General features: G+C 60.9%; 14 protein-coding genes and 1 riboswitch. Of the genes, 6 read left to right on the forward strand and 8 right to left on the reverse strand.

The genetic code is table 11. From position 1 onward, the window contains the following. Nucleotides 1-34: 34 nt before the first annotated feature. Nucleotides 35-880, forward strand: coding sequence for an inositol monophosphatase family protein (locus ACSJLU_RS12430; RefSeq protein ID WP_380825224.1), 846 nt, complete (start codon nt 35-37; stop codon nt 878-880). Here ACSJLU_RS12430 and ACSJLU_RS12435 read toward each other — a convergent pair. From ACSJLU_RS12435 to ACSJLU_RS12455, 5 genes are all read right to left on the reverse strand, one after another. Next, complete coding sequence (locus ACSJLU_RS12435; protein ID WP_060433122.1) at nt 823-2,199, reverse strand: cation diffusion facilitator family transporter; 1,377 nt, start codon at nt 2,197-2,199, stop codon at nt 823-825. The genes ACSJLU_RS12430 and ACSJLU_RS12435 overlap by 58 nt on opposite strands. Nucleotides 2,200-2,225: 26 nt before the next feature. Beyond that, entirely contained in the window at nt 2,226-2,405 is a 180-nt protein-coding gene (locus ACSJLU_RS12440) for a hypothetical protein (RefSeq protein ID WP_025302915.1), read from the reverse strand. 107 nt (nt 2,406-2,512) lie between these two features. Then, nucleotides 2,513-2,605 carry a protein MgtS gene (gene mgtS, locus ACSJLU_RS12445; RefSeq protein WP_004938109.1) on the reverse strand — a complete coding sequence of 31 codons (93 nt, stop codon included), beginning with the start codon at nt 2,603-2,605 and terminating at the stop codon, nt 2,513-2,515. Nucleotides 2,606-2,737: 132 nt separating this feature from the next. Next, entirely contained in the window at nt 2,738-3,760 is a 1,023-nt protein-coding gene (locus tag ACSJLU_RS12450; RefSeq protein WP_025302916.1) for a magnesium transporter, read from the reverse strand. A gap of 75 nt (nt 3,761-3,835) precedes the next feature. After that, nucleotides 3,836-4,009, reverse strand: a riboswitch (M-box (ykoK) riboswitch). A 142-nt stretch (nt 4,010-4,151) separates the two neighbouring features. Further along, nucleotides 4,152-5,771 carry an ABC transporter substrate-binding protein gene (locus tag ACSJLU_RS12455; protein WP_380825219.1) on the reverse strand — a complete coding sequence of 540 codons (1,620 nt, stop codon included), beginning with the start codon at nt 5,769-5,771 and terminating at the stop codon, nt 4,152-4,154. 411 nt (nt 5,772-6,182) lie between these two features. On the opposite strand from ACSJLU_RS12455, the gene ACSJLU_RS12460 reads away from it, so the two are divergent. Genes ACSJLU_RS12460 through ACSJLU_RS12470 form a run of 3 tightly spaced genes read left to right on the forward strand, consistent with a single transcriptional unit; the run spans nt 6,183 to nt 9,850 of the window. Further along, on the forward strand, nt 6,183-7,199 hold the full coding sequence (locus tag ACSJLU_RS12460) for an iron ABC transporter substrate-binding protein (protein ID WP_043143486.1): 1,017 nt from the start codon (nt 6,183-6,185) through the stop codon (nt 7,197-7,199). 33 nt (nt 7,200-7,232) lie between these two features. After that, nucleotides 7,233-8,816, forward strand: coding sequence for an ABC transporter permease (locus ACSJLU_RS12465; RefSeq protein ID WP_043143484.1), 1,584 nt, complete (start codon nt 7,233-7,235; stop codon nt 8,814-8,816). After that, nucleotides 8,813-9,850, forward strand: a complete 1,038-nt coding sequence (locus ACSJLU_RS12470; protein WP_025302920.1) for an ABC transporter ATP-binding protein — start codon at nt 8,813-8,815, stop codon at nt 9,848-9,850. The genes ACSJLU_RS12465 and ACSJLU_RS12470 overlap by 4 nt, the downstream gene beginning before the upstream one ends. 30 nt (nt 9,851-9,880) lie before the next feature. Here the strand turns inward: ACSJLU_RS12470 and ACSJLU_RS12475 are convergent, their stop codons facing one another. Continuing rightward, on the reverse strand, nt 9,881-11,377 hold the full coding sequence (locus ACSJLU_RS12475) for an alpha/beta hydrolase (protein WP_043143479.1): 1,497 nt from the start codon (nt 11,375-11,377) through the stop codon (nt 9,881-9,883). 221 nt (nt 11,378-11,598) lie between these two features. Between ACSJLU_RS12475 and ACSJLU_RS12480 the strand changes: the two genes are divergently transcribed. Both ACSJLU_RS12480 and fusA read left to right on the forward strand, forming a co-directional pair. Continuing rightward, on the forward strand, nt 11,599-11,847 hold the full coding sequence (locus ACSJLU_RS12480) for a CsbD family protein (RefSeq protein WP_016927634.1): 249 nt from the start codon (nt 11,599-11,601) through the stop codon (nt 11,845-11,847). A 249-nt stretch (nt 11,848-12,096) separates the two neighbouring features. Beyond that, a complete protein-coding gene (fusA, locus tag ACSJLU_RS12485) occupies nt 12,097-14,202 on the forward strand; it encodes an elongation factor G (RefSeq protein WP_049205661.1) in 2,106 nt (701 codons plus the stop codon). A gap of 27 nt (nt 14,203-14,229) precedes the next feature. Here fusA and ACSJLU_RS12490 read toward each other — a convergent pair whose 3' ends face one another. Both ACSJLU_RS12490 and ACSJLU_RS12495 read right to left on the reverse strand, forming a co-directional pair. After that, nucleotides 14,230-15,198 carry a DMT family transporter gene (locus ACSJLU_RS12490; protein ID WP_439040994.1) on the reverse strand — a complete coding sequence of 323 codons (969 nt, stop codon included), beginning with the start codon at nt 15,196-15,198 and terminating at the stop codon, nt 14,230-14,232. Nucleotides 15,199-15,296: 98 nt separating this feature from the next. After that, entirely contained in the window at nt 15,297-16,124 is an 828-nt protein-coding gene (locus tag ACSJLU_RS12495) for an AraC family transcriptional regulator (RefSeq protein ID WP_089180940.1), read from the reverse strand. Nucleotides 16,125-16,163: the final 39 nt, after the last annotated feature.

Consider the following 16,163-nt stretch of genomic DNA (forward strand, 5'->3'; position numbering starts at 1 on the left):
GTAAGCTGATTCGTTTTTTGCTATCGAGCCTGCCATGACTTCACTTTCCCCACGGGACATCGAGGCGCGCTACCGCTTCGCGCGTGAGATCGCCCGCGCCGCCGCCGATCTCGCTTTCAGCTTTTATCAACGGCGGCAAAGCCTGGCGGTCGACTTTAAACAGGGGCTGCAGGACGTGGTCAGCGAAGCCGACCGCCGCGTCGAAGCGCTGATCCGCCGCATGATCAATCGCCGGTTTCCCCAGGATGGCTTTCTCGGCGAAGAGAGCGGCAGCAGCGGCGAGCACGCCACCTGCGTTTGGGTCGTCGATCCTATCGATGGCACCGCCTGCTTCCTGAACGGATTGCATACCTGGTGTATCGCGATAGGCGTGGTGATCGACGGCGAGCCGACGATCGGTGTGGTCTACGATCCCAACCACCGCGAGATGTTCCGCGCCTGCCGCGGCGGCGGCGCCTTCCTCAACGGGGAACCGATAGGCGTGCATGCCGGGCGCAGCGTTGCGGATGGCGTGATGGGCGTCGGGATATCACCGCGCGCCTCGGCGGCGGAATTCAGCGGCTTTCTCTGTCGCCTGCTGCAGGCGGGAGGAATGTTTGTGCGCAGCGGCTCCGGCGCGTTGATGACCGCCCAGGTGGCCGCCGGACGGCTGCTGGGCTATTACGAACCGCACATGAATGCCTGGGACAGTCTGCCTGGACTGGTGCTGACGCGCGAAGCCGGCGGCGTGGCGAATGACTTTATGCACAACAACGGGCTGCGGCGCGGCAACCCGCTGCTGCTGGCCAACGCGGTGCTCTATCCGCAGTTGGCCGCGCTGATTCAAATGCCGGGCTTGATCGGCTCGACGTGCCCTATCGCGCGCGTGATGGCCGGATAAAGCGCGCGCAGCCGCCGCTCGACCCGATCGACCGCATCGTGCGCGGCGGCGATGGTTACCACCGGCGACACGCGGCAGTGGAAGTTGACGATGATGCCGCCGTCGGTCTTGCGCGCACGGATGTTGTGTACGTCTTGCACATTCTCCCCCTGCTCCAGCGCCGATTGCAGGATGCGGCGAATAGCGGCCAGCTCCACCGCATCGACATCCTCGCTGGTCAGCCAGTGCGGCGTCTGCGGCTCCAGGTGCGTCTCTATTTCAGTGTCTTCGCCGATCGCCTGGCGCAGGATCCCTTCTATTTCCGTGGCGATGTCATGCGCCTGCGCCACGCTGACGTGGGCCGGCACCGCCAAATCCATGCCGATCGCCATACGCGTCGGCAACTGCTGCAAGGTCACATTCTGCACCTGCGCGCCGTGGTTGGCGGCAATCGCCCGAATGCGCGTCGCCATGTCTTCGTCGCTGCGGGTCTGCGGCACCGCGATGACGGTGAATTCCGCCCTGGCGTACTGCTCCCGCAACCGTTCGATGATTTCTCGCTTCAACGTATCGATGCGCTCCAGCGGCAAGGTGCGGCACACCGCCACCGTGATCTCGACAAACATTACGGCGCCGGCGTTGCGAATGCGCACGCTGTCGCAGGCCAGCACCGCCGGAAAGCTGTCCAGCGTGGCGCGAATCGCTTCGGTGGCTCCGGCGGGCGCAGTATCCATCAACGAGTCGAAGGAGCGTTTACCGAGCTTGATTGCGGCGACAAAGATAAAACCGGCGACGATCAGCGCGGCGATGGCGTCCGCACGGCCAAAGCCTAGCAGCACAAACACCATGCCCAGCAGCACCACGCCGGATGAAAGCATGTCGGAGAAGAAATGCAGCGCATCCGCCTCCAGCGCCGCGCTGTCGGTGGCTTTGGCGACGCGGTTGAGCGCCCGCACGCGGAAGAAATCGACGCAGATGGAGATCAGCAACACCGCGATCACCACCGGCGCCGCGACGATCTCATGCGGTTGCCCGAGCAGGCTGCTGCCCGCCTCATAGACAATCCAACCGGCGGCGCCCAGCAACAACAGCACTTCGAACAGCGCCGCCAGGTTTTCCACTTTGCCGTGGCCGAAGTGGTGATCGTCATCGGCGGGTTTATCGCTGATGCGCACCGCCAGCCAGGTGATGCTGGTGGCGATAAAATCGGTGAAAGAGTGGATCCCTTCGGATATCAGGCCAATACTGCCGGTAAAAATGCCGGCGACGAATTTGCCCGTGGCCAGCACCCCGCTGGCAATCATCGAGTTTCTGGCCACGGCCTGTTTTTCATTCTGCATGATGCTGCTCACATTCAGACGGTGATTTATTTTTTTACTTTAGCGGATAATTGCCAGACAAAGGCGATCAGCAGCATACTGCCAGAGAATGTCAGCATGAGGCTAGTAAGAAAATTGGATTTTCCGGTGGAATAAAAATAAATCTCATTAACGCCCACCGAGATCATTAAAATGGCGTAGAGCAATCCCAAAATAAGAATCGTCATTATTATCAACTCCCGTATCAGGCCGCGCGTTCAGCGCGCCACTAAATCCTCCCCATAATAAATAGCGGTTACGGGGAGGATGCATCTAGGCGGATCTTTAGCGTTCATCAATCATCCCATTTGGTGCTCATATAGGCCGCCAACAGGCCCAGCGAGCTGATCATTGCCAGGAATCCCATAAAAATAGTCATGTTTCCCATTATTTTGTCCTCAGGTTAAATGTTATCGATAAAAGCCCCTTGCGTTAAATATCGGGGTTGGTCGGTATCCATGGTTTTTTAACGTCCTCCTCTTTTTGGCAACATTCCCGCGCTTTCAAGCGCGGGACCCGTTTAAATTCCCAGGACGTGCTGGGCGATTTTGAAATAAATAATCAGGCCGGTGCCGTCGATAAAGGTGGCGATAAACGGCGCCGACACCACCGCTGGATCGATACCGAGCCGTTTCAGCAGCATCGGGATGATCGACGAAACAATGGCGCTCCATACGGTGATCGCCACCAGCGACAGGCTGACCACCAGCGTCACCTCCATGCCGACGCCCATGATCCAGGCGCGCACCCAGGCCGCCAGACCGATGGTGACGGCGATCAGCAGCGAGGTCGTGACCTCTTTGCGGATCACCGCGCCCAGATTGCGCAGGCTGACCTCGCCCAGCGCCATAGCACGCACCAGCGTCGAGGTGATCTGGGTGCCGCTGTTGCCGCCGGTGCCGATCAGCAACGGGATGAAGAACGCCAGCGCAATCGCCGCTTCGAGCTGATCTTCAAACGCTTTCAGCACGTTGCCGGTGTAAGCTTCGGCCACGAACAACATCAGCAGCCACACCGAGCGTTTGCGCCACAGCGCCCACGGGCTGGTCTCCAGATAAGGCTTGTCCAGCGGCAGGCTCGCACCCTGACGCTGCGCGTCTTCGGTGTTTTCATCTTCGACCAGCCGAGCGATCTCGCGCTCGCCCAGCACGCCGACCAGCGTGTTGTTCGCCACGACCGGCACCACGTCCAAACCGCCTTTGCCCAGCAGATGCGCCACGTCATTGCGATCGTCGTCGGGTGAAACCTGGAAATAGCTGTAATCCATCATTACGCCGACCGCTTTATCCTCATCGTCGCACTGCAGCAGTTTTTTCACCGACAGCGTGCCGCGCAAATGATAGTCGTCCGCGGTAATAAAGACCCGGGTGGGAATTTCGTCCGTTTTTAGCTGCGAAAGTAAATATTCCCGGGCATGCGTGACCGTCATCGTCGCGGGAACGGTAATAAAATCGGCGTTCATATAACCGGCAACTGAAGTTTCATCGAGAGTTTCAGTCGCGCGCAGCGCCGGAGAAGAAGAGTATTGATGTGACTTGATCATTTTGTCAGTCCCTATTTCTGTTGTGAACTTCAACAGCGAATCGCATAGGGGCGTAACCACAGAGGGAGTGCAGACTGCCTATCTCCGCGTCCAGGTTTTAGCACTATACAACGTATCCGAATTGTTGCTCGGAAGTTACTTTGGGCTGAACCTTAATCCGATAAAGCCTGTCTTAACCTTGGGCATCTCTCGATGTCGTCAGATCAGTAACCTGTGTTTGTATAGGAGCCTCGCCAAACGAGATACTGCATATAAACTACCGGCGCAGTATAGGCGTTGTTTTATCCGGCGGGAAGAAAAGATTGCCCGTCGTTTATGGAGTATTTAGGATAATTTTATTAAATGTGAATCTATAAAAACGGCTGATATAAATCAGCCGTTTTTTTATTTCTCAGTGCGCGAGAATGTAGACGTTTTTATCGTATAGCGCGCCCTGACGGGTAAAGTCGATCCCCTTCACGTAAGGTTTGACCAGCGTGGCGTTGGCTTCGTAGTACACCGGCGCGACCGGCGTATCGACGGCCAGCACCGCCTCGGCCTGCTGGGAATACTGCTGCACCTGCTGCGGTGTCGGCGCCGCCGTCGCCTGATGCAGAATGCGATCGTACTCCGGATTGCGGTATTTGGGGCTGTTTTCGCTGCTGTCGGAACGGAACACGTTCAGGAAAGTAGACGGATCGTTGTAATCCGCCAGCCATCGAGTAAAGGCCACGCCGTACTGCCCGCGGTTGATATTATCCAGCGTCACTTTACGCTCCTGGCTTTGCAAGGTGGCCTCTACCCCGAGGTTCTTTTTCCACATGGCGGCGGCGGCGATGACGATCTTCTTGATGGTGGCGTCGTTACTGTACAGCACGGTAAAGCGCAGCGGATGCTCGGCGTTGAAACCGGCCTGCGCCAGCAGTTGCTTCGCCTGGGCGTGCCGTTGTTCCGGCGTCCAGCCGGCCGCGGCACCGGGCTGCAGGCGATAGCCGCCCGCCCCCGTTGGGGTAAAGGTCCAGGCCGGCTGCTGGCCATATCCCAGCACCTTGCCGGCGATGATCTCTTTATCCAGCGCCAGATTCAGCGCCTGACGCACCCGCACGTCGTTGAACGGCGCCTGGCGGTTGTTGAAGGCGAAATAGCTGGTGGAGAGCAGCGGATAGGTCACCAGCTGTTGCTCACCGAGCGTTTTTTTCAGCTGCTGATACAGCTCCGGCGGCGTGGTATACCCCAATTCCACCTCGCCGGCGCGAAAACGCGCCACTTCCGGGAATCCCTGTATCGGCAAGAACGTCACCTTGTTGAGCACGGTGTTGGCGTTGTCCCAATACTGCGGATTGCGTTCCACCACCACCTTTTCGTTCACCACCCACTGGCTGAGGCGGAACGCGCCGTTGCCGACAAAATGCGCCGGTTGAGTCCAGTTTTTGCCGTACTGCTCCACCACCTTGCGGTTAACCGGCAAGACCGGAAAATGCACCAGTTGTTTGAGCAGATAGGAGTTGGGCTCCGACAGCGTCACCTGCAGGGTGTGCGCATCCAGCGCCTTGACGCCCAGCTCGCTCGGCGGCTTGCTGCCGGCGTTGATCGCCGCCGCGTTCAGCACGTAGGCCGAAGCCAGATAGCTGCCGTACGGCGACGCGGTTTTCGGATCGGTGAGGCGCTGCCAACTGTAAACGAAATCGTCGGCGGTGACCGGATCGCCGTTCGACCACTTGGCCTGCGGCCGCAGATGGAAAGTCCAGACGTTGCCCTGGTGCTCCCACTTCTGTGCCAGCGCCGGGATCACTTCGCCGTCTTTTCCGACGCGCAGCAAGCCTTCGAACAGATCGTTGAAGATGTAGAACTCCACATTGCTCTCGGCCAGGTTTGGATCCAGCGTCGCCGGTTCATACCCGTTGGCGCGCACCAGTTCTTGCGCCGCCGCCAGTTTAGCGCCCGCCGGCACCTCGGCCGCCTGTGCGACCGCCGCGTTAAAAGCCAGGATGATTAAACCAGCCAATTTCTTGCCATTGAATGAATATTTCACGTCGATATCCCTGATGAGTGTTTTATCGCGTTCAATATGCAATGAGGCAGTGGAATAAATTAAATCATTAATCGCTATGAGTCATAACCAAAAGCGGTGTTGAATTTCTTTCATTATCAAAGGAGTACTGGTGACGGAACGATAAAGAACACGAGGATAAACGCGGAGACCGGCATTGCCGCCGGGAACGCCGTGAATCGGCGGTGACATAAATTCAGGCAATCAATATAGATTATTCCAGCCGAAGCTTAACGTATCCTTAGGGCAATTCATTTTGTGAGCGATCGTCAAAAATAATTTAATACGAATCGTTTTCACTATCATTATTGATGTTCTTGGCTAAAATCGGCCTGCTTGCGCTTGCCAGGCGATATTCGTTTTCTTCATTCGAACGCTAAAAAGGATAACTGCATGAAGCTGCGTATTTCATCTCTCGGCCCCGTCGCCCTGCTCGCCTCCTCGATGATGCTGGCCTTTGGCGCTCAGGCGGCCTCCGCCGACCAGGGCATCGTTATTTACAACGCCCAGCATGAAAATCTGGTGAAATCCTGGGTCGACGGGTTTACCAAAGACACCGGCATCAAAGTCACGCTGCGCAACGGCGGCGACAGCGAGCTGGGCAATCAGCTGGTGCAGGAAGGCAGCGCCTCGCCTGCCGACGTGTTCCTGACGGAAAACTCCCCGGCGATGGTGTTGGTGGATAACGCCAAGCTGTTCGCCCCGCTGGACGCCGCGACGTTGGCCCAGGTAGAGCCGCAATATCGCCCCAGCCACGGCCGCTGGACCGGCATCGCCGCCCGTTCTACCGTGTTCGTCTACAACCCGGCCAAACTGACCGACGCGCAGTTGCCGAAGTCGCTGCTGGATCTGGCCAAGCCGGAATGGAAAGGCCGCTGGGCCGCTTCGCCATCGGGCGCCGATTTCCAGGCGATCGTCAGCGCGCTGCTGGCGCTGAAAGGCGAGAAAGCCACGCTGGAGTGGCTGAAAGCGATGAAAACCAACTTTACCGCCTATAAAGGCAACAGCACGGTGATGAAAGCGGTCAATGCCGGCCAGATCGACAGCGGCGTGATCTATCATTACTACCCGTTCGTCGACGGCGCTAAAACCGGCGAGAACAGCAACAACATCAAGCTGTATTACTTCAAACATCAGGATCCGGGCGCATTCGTCAGCATCTCCGGCGGCGGCGTGCTGGCTTCCAGCAAGCATCAGCAGCAGGCGCAGGCCTTCATCAAGTGGATCACCGGCAAACAGGGCCAGGAGATCCTGCGCACCAACAATGCCTTCGAATACGCCGTCGGCGTCGGTGCGGCCTCCAACCCGAAACTGGTGCCGCTGAAAGATCTGGACGCACCGAAAGTAGACGCCGCGCAGCTGAACAGTAAAAAAGTGGTCGAACTGATGACCGAGGCCGGCCTGCTGTAAGGCCCGCCGGCAAACCGAGAGTTTTTGATCGTTATGTCAAACCTGAGTACCCACGCCGCGCAGACCGCGCGGCGTTATTCTGTTGTCCCCCTTCATCCGCGGCCAGGGGCGATCGTGATGGCCAGCGCTGTGTTACTGTCGCTGCTGGCGCTGTTGCCGCTGGGATTCGTTATCGGCGTGGCGTTTGAAACCGGCTGGCAAACGGTCAAAGCACTGGTTTTCCGCCCACGCGTGGCGGAACTGCTGTTGAATACTCTGCTGTTGGTGGTGTTAACGCTGCCGATCTGCGCCGTGCTGGGCGTGGCCCTGGCCTGGTTGACCGAACGCACCACGCTGCCGGGCCGCCGTCTCTGGGCGGTATTGGCCACCGCGCCGTTGGCGGTGCCGGCCTTTGTGCAAAGCTATGCCTGGATCAGCCTGGTGCCGTCGATGCACGGCCTGGGCGCCGGCGTTTTCATCTCGGTGCTCGCCTATTTCCCGTTCATTTACCTACCGGCCGCCGCGGTCTTGCGCCGTCTGGATCCCGGTATCGAAGACGTCGCTACCTCACTCGGCTCGCGGCCGCCGGCGGTGTTTTTCCGCGTGGTGCTGCCGCAGCTGAAGCTGGCGGTCTGGGGCGGTTCGTTGCTGATCGCGCTGCACCTGCTGGCGGAGTATGGCCTGTACGCCATGATCCGTTTCGATACCTTTACCACCGCGATCTTCGATCAGTTCCAGTCGACCTTCAACGGCCCGGCGGCCAACATGCTGGCCGGCGTGTTGGTGCTGTGCTGCCTGGGGTTACTGTTGCTTGAGGCGATAAGCCGCGGCCGCGCGCGCTATGCCCGCGTCGGTTCCGGCAGCGCCCGCAGCCAAACGCCGCGTCGCCTGTCAGCGCCGTTCGCCGCACTGGCGCTGCTGCTGCCGATCGCGCTGACCGCGTTGGCGCTGGGCGTGCCTTTCATCACCCTGGCCCGCTGGCTTTGGCTGGGTGGATTCGAGGTGTGGCGTAACGCCGAGCTGTGGCCCGCGCTGTGGCAAACGCTGTCGCTGTCCGCCGCTGGCGCATTGTTGATTACGCTGTGCGCCATTCCGATGGCCTGGCTGTCGGTACGCTATCCGGCCCGGCTGTATCGGGTGCTGGAAGGCTGCAACTACGTGACCAGCTCGCTGCCTGGTATCGTGGTGGCGCTGGCGCTGGTGACCATCACCATTCACAGCTTCCGGCCGATTTACCAGACCGAAATCACCCTGCTGCTGGCATATCTGCTGATGTTTATGCCGCGGGCGCTGATCAATCTGCGCGCCGGTATCGCACAGGCGCCGGTGGAATTGGAAAACGTGGCGCGCAGCCTCGGCAAATCGCCGGCGCAGGCGCTGTGGAGCACCACGCTGCGGCTGGCGGCGCCGGGCGCCGCTGCGGGCGCCGCGCTGGTGTTTCTGGCGATCGCCAATGAACTGACCGCCACGCTGCTGCTGGCGCCGAACGGCACCCGCACGCTGGCCACCGGATTTTGGGCGCTGACCAGCGAGATAGACTATGTCGCCGCCGCGCCTTATGCGCTGATTATGGTGGCGCTGTCGCTGCCGCTCACCTGGCTTCTTTACTCTCAATCTAAACGTACGGCGGGACTATGAGCACGCTCGAACTGCACGGTATCGGAAAATCTTACAATGCCATCAGGGTGCTGGAACACATCGACCTGCAGGTTGCCGCCGGCAGCCGCACGGCGATCGTCGGCCCTTCCGGCTCCGGCAAAACCACCCTGCTGCGCATCATCGCCGGCTTTGAAATCCCCGACGGCGGCCAGATCCTGCTGCAAGGGCAAGCCATGGGCAACGGCGGCGGCTGGGTGCCGGCGCATCTGCGCGGCATCGGCTTCGTCCCGCAGGATGGCGCACTGTTCCCGCACTTTACCGTTGCCGGCAACATCGGTTTTGGCCTTAAAGGAAGCAAACGCGAGAAACAGCACCGTATTGAGGCGCTGATGGAAATGGTAGCGCTGGATCGCCGCCTGGCCGCGCTGTGGCCGCACGAGTTGTCCGGCGGACAGCAGCAGCGGGTCGCGCTGGCGCGCGCTTTGTCGCAACAACCTCGGCTGATGTTGCTGGATGAGCCGTTCTCGGCGTTGGATACCGGCCTGCGCGCCGCCACCCGCAAAGCGGTGGCCGAACTGCTGACGGAGGCCAAAGTGGCGTCGATTCTGGTTACGCACGATCAGAGCGAGGCGCTGTCGTTCGCCGATCAGGTGGCGGTGATGCGCAACGGCCGGCTGGCGCAGGTGGGCGCGCCGCAAGATCTCTATCTGCGCCCGGTCGATGAACCGACCGCCAGTTTCCTTGGCGAAACGCTGGTGCTGACCGCCGAACTGGCGCAGGGCTGGGCAGACTGCGCATTGGGGCGCATCGCCGTCGACGATCGCCAACGCAGCGGCTCAGCGCGCATCATGCTGCGCCCGGAGCAGATTCAAATCGGTTTATCCGATCCGGCGCAGCGCGGCCAGGCGGTGATCACCGGCATCGATTTCGCCGGCTTCGTCTCCACCCTCAATCTGCAAATGGCGGCCACCGGCGCACAGCTCGAGATCAAAACCGTCAGCCGCGAAGGCCTGCGGCCCGGTGCACAGGTCAATCTCAACGTGATGGGCCAGGCGCATATTTTCGCCGGCTGACTCTCTTGTGGCCGGGCTGCCCCGGCCTCCTCAGCGGCAAACCTTGTCGCGGCGCGGCTTTTTCGGCGCCAGCAGATACTCCACCACGCTTTCGTCAACGCAGCTGTCGATGCCGTTCAGCGCCAGCGTATGTCCGTCGCGTTCGCGGGTGATCAGCGGGCTTTTAAAGGCGGCGGCCATCACCTGGGCGTTGCGGTACGGCGTGGTCGGATCGTAGCGCTGGGCGACGAACAGCAGCGGCGGCAGCGCGGCGGACGCCACCGGGGTGTGCGGCCGATCTTTGCCGCGGTACGGCCATAGATCGCACATTTCCAGCGGATACTCGTGTAGCGGCAGGTAGTGAGCGTACAAAGCGGCGGTATTGATCTCCTGCCGCTGCCTGCGCAACTGCTGCGGATCGGCCGTCGGGTTGGCGACGTCGGCGCAGGTGATGACGTTCAGGGCATCATCGGCATCCGGCGAATAGCTTTCGTCAATCAGATCGGAAACCTGCTGCCCGGCGATGCCGGCATCGAGTTGACGCAGCACGGTCGCCAGCTCATGCCAGCGCTCCGGCCACAGCAGCAGCGAACGCGTGACCGTCAGCACATCGTCGGCGGAGATTTCATAGCCCGCCGCAGTGACGAACGGTTGATCGTGCAGCTTGCGCAGTAAGGCATGATAGCGCTGCAGCGCCTGATTAGCGCCGCCGCCCAGCTGGCAGCTGTCGGTTTTGCCGCAGTAGGCGGCGAAGCGCAGGAAGCTTTGCTGGAAGCCCCGCTCCTGGTTCATGCGCTGGGTGAAGTCGTCCTCCGCCAGATCCACCACCCCGTCCAGCACCAGCGCGCGCGTCTTCTTCGGAAAACGTTCGGCATACAGCGCCGCCACCTTGGTGCCGTAAGAGTATGCCACCGCCGTCAGCCCCGGTTCGCCCAGCGCGTGGCGGATCGCGTTCAGATCGTTGACCGCCTCGTCGGTGCCGATGTGTTGCAACACGTCCGCGCCGGTCTGTTTGATGCAGGCGGCAATCAGGGTGCGCGTCTGATTCTCCGCGCCGGCAACGTCGTTATCGTCCGGCGTCGGGGTTTCGTCGCCTTCGGCCAGCTGACAAGAAATTTTCGGCGTCGACTGACCGACGCCGCGCGGATCGTAACCGATGATATCGTAGGATTTTCGCAGTCTGGCGACGTGGGCGTCGTTGCCCAGATAGGGGTTGATGCCCGGCAGGCCTGGGCCCCCGCTGATCATTACTACGCTGCCCTTTTTCGGCCCGGTAGCGGGCTGCAGGGTCAGTGCCAGACGCACGGTCTGTTCGCCCGCCTGCGCCGCATGGGCGGGCGGCGTGGCGTAGGCTAACGGCACCTCGAGGTAACCGCAGCGCAGCCCCGGCGGTGGCGCCTCATCGAACCAGCGCTGAAAACCGCTGTTGAGACAAGATTGCCAACGAATGCCGTTCTCGACCGCCATGCCGTGAGCCGCCGGCTTGGCCAGGGCGGGCAACGCGGCGGCGGTCGCGGCGAACAGCGCCAGAATACGCAGTACTGACATGGGGAGTCCTTTCAACTCAACGAATCGGTCAAAGGGTAAAGATACTCGGTTAAACCGCTAGCCAATAGAACATAAAAAAACGCGCGGGTGAAGCCGACGCCGTGCGTATGGAAAGACTTTTCTTTGCTCAGATTGATCTTATAACGCACAGAATGCTGCAAAAAATGCCATTCACCTGCTAGGCTTAGTGTTCGTTAACCCACAAGGAACAGGAGAGCAGCATGTTTGGTAAAGCGGAAGACAAAGCCAATGAAGCCGCAGGCGCGGTACAAGAAGCGTTCGGCAAAGCCGTTGATTCGCCGGAGCATCAGGTGCGCGGCGCGGCGCGCAAATACGCCTCCCAGGCCAGCTATGCCGCCCGTGACGCAGCGGACAGCGTAAGAACGCAGGTGGAAGCCAACCCGCTGGCCGGCGTAGCCGTTGCAGCAGCGGTCGGCATCGTTTTCGGCTTCCTGCTGGGACGCAAATAAGCGGCGAATGCGCCCTACGACAACAGGCCCGTTACGGGCCTTTTTTTTCGCCCTTTTCTGCACCGGCGCCGTTATGCGCGCAAACTTTCATCTATCACAGCCATCGCTTAAAAAAACTAACGCCTTCAACTACGATTAGTTTGTGACCAGAGCGAGGCTCTGCAATCCGGCGGATAACCCTATGAGGATTATCATCATTATCCATGCTGTTTAAGCCGCTCTCCTTCATGCGGCTAAGAAAGGTTAATTATGGCTCGCACCACCCCTATCGAACGTTACCGCAATATCGGCATCTCCGCGCATATCGATGCCGGCAAGACCACCACCACCGAGCGGATTCTGTTTTACACCGGGGTCAGCCACAAGCTGGGTGAAGTGCATGACGGCGCGGCGACCATGGACTGGATGGCGCAGGAACAGGAGCGCGGCATCACCATCACCTCGGCGGCCACCACCTGCTTCTGGAACGGCATGCAGCATAATTATCCGCAGCACCGCATCAATATCATCGACACCCCCGGGCACGTCGATTTCACCATTGAAGTGGAGCGTTCGATGCGCGTGCTGGACGGCGCCGTGATGGTCTATGACTCGGTGGGCGGCGTGCAGCCGCAGTCGGAAACCGTCTGGCGCCAGGCCAACAAGTACAAAGTGCCGCGGCTGGCGTTCGTCAACAAGATGGACCGCATCGGCGCGGATTTTTTCCGCGTGCGCAAAATGATGATCGAGCGCCTGAAAGCCAACCCGGTGCCGATCGTTATCCCTATCGGCGCCGAAGACCACTTCAGCGGCGTGGTGGATCTGGTGCGGATGAAAGCCATTCTGTGGGACGAGGCCTCGCAGGGCATGAACTTCAGCTTCGAAGAGATCCCGGCAGAGCTGCGCGACTCGGCGCAGGAGTGGCGTGAAAACATGATTGAGGCCGCCGCCGAAGCCTCGGAAGAACTGATGGAGAAATACCTCAACCAGGTGCCGCTGAGCGAAGAGGAGATCGTTCACGGGCTGCGGGTGCGCACCGTCGCCGGCGAAATCCAGCCGATGCTGTGCGGGTCGGCGTTCCGCAACAAAGGGGTGCAGCGCATGCTGGATGCGGTGATCGAGCTGATGCCCTCGCCGCTCGACGTGCCGCCGATGGAAGGCCACGGTGAACACGATGAAATCATCACTCGCAAAGCCGACGACAACGAAAAATTCTCGGCGCTGGCGTTCAAGCTGATGACCGATCCGTTCGTCGGCCAACTCACCTTCGTGCGCGTCTACTCCGGGGTGCTGGCCAAAGGCAGCAGCGTTTACAACCCAATCAAGGGCAAAAAGGAGCGCATCGGCCGCATCGTGCAGATGCACGCCAACGATCGTAAGGACATCGACGAACTACACGCCGGCGACATCGCCGCCTGCGTCGGCCTGAAGGACGTCACCACCGGCGATACGCTGTGCGACCCTGGCGCCATCATCACGCTGGAGCGCATGACCTTCCCCGAGCCGGTGATCGCCCAAGCGATCGAGCCGAAGACCAAGGGCGACCAGGAGAAAATGGGCATCGCGCTGCAGCGGCTCTCTTCGGAAGATCCGTCGTTCCGTGTGCGCACCGATGAAGAATCCGGCCAAACCATTATCTACGGCATGGGCGAGCTGCACCTGGAGATCATCGTCGATCGCATGCGCCGCGAGTTCGGTGTGGAGACCACCACCGGCAAACCGCAGGTGTCTTACCGCGAAACCATCCGCAAACGGGTGGCCGACGTGGAAGGCAAGTTCGTGCGCCAATCCGGCGGTAAAGGGCAATACGGCCACGTGGTGCTGACCGTCGAGCCGAACGAACCCGGCAAAGGCTTCGAGTTTTTCGATGAGATCAAGGGCGGCGTCATTCCGGGCGAGTTTATCCCGGCGGTGAAAAAAGGCGTGCTTGAGGCGCTGAATAACGGCGTGCTGGCCGGTTATCAGGTGGTGGACGTCAAGGTACACCTGACCTTCGGTTCTTACCATGATGTCGACTCGTCGGAACAGGCGTTCCGCATGGCGGCGATCTTCGGCTTCAAGGACGCCTGCCGCCTGGCGGACCCGGTGATCCTTGAGCCGATCATGTCGGTAGAAGTGGAAACGCCGGAGGATTATGCCGGCAACGTGATGGGCGACCTCTCCTCACGCCGCGGTCTGGTACAGGGTATGGAAGAGATCCCGGGCGGCGGCGGCAAGGAAATTCGCGCCAAGGTGCCGCTGTCCGAGATGTTCGGTTACTCGACCACCCTGCGTTCGATGTCGCAGGGCCGCGCCACCTACACCATGGAATTTAGCCACTACGCCGAAGCGCCGCGCAACGTGGCCGAAGAAATCATTCACCACAGCAAGCGTTAACCCTCGCGCCCGCCTTCGCGGCGGGCGTCACCTCGGCTTGTCCTCCAACGCCACCACCACCGGCTGCGGCTTGATACGCATGGCGTACACCACGCCGGCGATCAGGCAAACGATGCCGGCCAATGTCAGCAGCGGCGGCCAGGCCTGGCGCAGCAGAAAGGTATAGGCCAACCCCGCCAGAATTTCGAACACGATAAGCGGCCCCACCAACACCGTCGGCAGCCGCTGGCTGGCTTCGTTCCAGCACAGCGCCCCCAGCCAGGAGCAGAACACGCCAATAACTAGCATCAGCGGGATAAACACCTCAGGGCGCGGGCCGAACGGCAAGGCAAACGCCGGTTCGCTCAGCGCCAATTGGCCGCAGACCGCCAGATAGCCCAGCAGCGCCAGCGGCAGCGTCACCAGCCCCTGCGCCGTGGCCCAGGTGGCCGGCCGCTGCGTCGGGTTCTCCCGCAGCCAACGCGAATTGCGCAGCGGGAACCAGGTCCAGCACGCCACCGCCAACGCGGCCAGCCCAAGGCCGCTGAGATAGCGCCAGCCGTCGATCGGCACCGCATTGCCGCGCAGTTCGGCGATGTTTACGCACGCTAACCCGCAGACGATCAGCAGCAGCGCCGGCGCCAGCTTGCTCCAGGCCAGCCGCCCGTCGTGCCTGCCGTAAAACAGATTGGCGCAGATGGCGATCACCACCGGCAAGGTGCCGATGATCATGGTCGATACCGGTGCGCCGGTACGCTGAATGGCGCTGGCCAGGCACAGGTAGTACAGCAGATTGCCGATGGCCGTCAGTTTGAGCGCTTCCAGCCAATCCTGGCGCCGCAGCTTGCGCAGGCGGCGGCGATCGAACCACGCCAGCGGCAAGGTGATCAGCCCGAAGGTCAGATAGCGCCCGGTGGACTGCAGCGCGGCGGGATAATCCGGCACCAGCAGCGGGCCGACGAAAATCAGTCCCCACATCAGCCCGGCGGCCAGGGCAAACACAACGCCAATGAACATAACGACTCCGACAAACGGCCGGCGCGGCCAACCCGCCCGACAAGACAGCGGCAGAGTAACGAAAACGCGGGGAGGAATTATTGTAGCAGGTTGCTGTTTTAGCCCAATTTCACCTGTTTCTGGAAACGCACTGGCGTGACGCCGTAACGGTTGGCGAAGGCACGCGTCAGGTGAGCCTGATCGGTCAGCCCCGCCGCCGCCGCCACCTGTGCAGCGGGCATGCCGCGCTCCAGCATGCGTTTGGCCTGTGACAGCCGGATCGCCATCAGCATCTGCTGCGGCGAAACGTGATATTCGGCCTTGAACTTGCGCAGGAAATGGTACGGGCTGAGCGACACCAGCTCGGCCAGTTGGTTGAGGGTCACGGCCTCGGCGAAGTTATCGTGCAGGTAGCTTTTCACCACCTCGAAACGGTGCGCCGCCTCGGCTTTCTCTCGCCGCCCGGTACGGATGTGCGGGTGCAACACCTCGACCGCCTCCAACAGCAGGCCGTCGAGCGTGAGCGGATCGTCGGTTTGCCACAGCGTGGCGAGAATGGCGGACAGGCGCTGCGCCGCCCGCGGATCGTGGCGCACCGCATCGGTAAACCACTGGCACCGATCGCCGGACAGCTGCTCCAGCGCCTCGGGCGCCAGGTAGAGCATGCGATAACACCAGCCGCCCGGCGTTTCGGCTTCGCCGGTGTGCAGCTCGTCCGGGTTCATCAGCACCAGCGCGCCCGGCGCCGCCAGGTGCTGCGCCCCGCGATAGCGAAAACGCTCCGCCCCGGTGTCCACGGTGCCGATGGCGAAGGCGTCGTGGGTATGCGGCTCGAAGGCATAGCGTTCGATATGCGCCTGATAGAGTTCGACGCCGGGCAGATGCGACAAATGCCGGAACTGCGCGCAGTCCTTCTCGAACGGAAACTGTTGTGGAACCCCTTGCACCCGACCTCCTCATCCGTGCTGACAATCTGCTCAGCATAG

Source organism: Serratia bockelmannii, from assembly GCF_051803255.1.
Taxonomy (GTDB): Bacteria; Pseudomonadota; Gammaproteobacteria; order Enterobacterales; family Enterobacteriaceae; genus Serratia; species Serratia bockelmannii.

Excerpts from the sequence above, each read along its gene's own strand:
- ACSJLU_RS12480 (WP_016927634.1), top strand. The coding sequence starts at position 11,599 with ATGTTTGGTAAAGCGGAAGACAAAGCCAATGAAGCCGCAGGCGCGGTA.
- ACSJLU_RS12490 (WP_439040994.1), bottom strand. The coding sequence starts at position 15,198 with ATGTTCATTGGCGTTGTGTTTGCCCTGGCCGCCGGGCTGATGTGGGGA.
- mgtS (WP_004938109.1), bottom strand. The coding sequence starts at position 2,605 with ATGGGAAACATGACTATTTTTATGGGATTCCTGGCAATGATCAGCTCG.
- ACSJLU_RS12475 (WP_043143479.1), bottom strand. The coding sequence starts at position 11,377 with ATGTCAGTACTGCGTATTCTGGCGCTGTTCGCCGCGACCGCCGCCGCG.
- ACSJLU_RS12460 (WP_043143486.1), top strand. The coding sequence starts at position 6,183 with ATGAAGCTGCGTATTTCATCTCTCGGCCCCGTCGCCCTGCTCGCCTCC.
- ACSJLU_RS12450 (WP_025302916.1), bottom strand. The coding sequence starts at position 3,760 with ATGATCAAGTCACATCAATACTCTTCTTCTCCGGCGCTGCGCGCGACT.
- ACSJLU_RS12465 (WP_043143484.1), top strand. The coding sequence starts at position 7,233 with ATGTCAAACCTGAGTACCCACGCCGCGCAGACCGCGCGGCGTTATTCT.
- ACSJLU_RS12435 (WP_060433122.1), bottom strand. The coding sequence starts at position 2,199 with ATGCAGAATGAAAAACAGGCCGTGGCCAGAAACTCGATGATTGCCAGC.
- fusA (WP_049205661.1), top strand. The coding sequence starts at position 12,097 with ATGGCTCGCACCACCCCTATCGAACGTTACCGCAATATCGGCATCTCC.
- ACSJLU_RS12440 (WP_025302915.1), bottom strand. The coding sequence starts at position 2,405 with ATGACGATTCTTATTTTGGGATTGCTCTACGCCATTTTAATGATCTCG.
- ACSJLU_RS12430 (WP_380825224.1), top strand. The coding sequence starts at position 35 with ATGACTTCACTTTCCCCACGGGACATCGAGGCGCGCTACCGCTTCGCG.
- ACSJLU_RS12470 (WP_025302920.1), top strand. The coding sequence starts at position 8,813 with ATGAGCACGCTCGAACTGCACGGTATCGGAAAATCTTACAATGCCATC.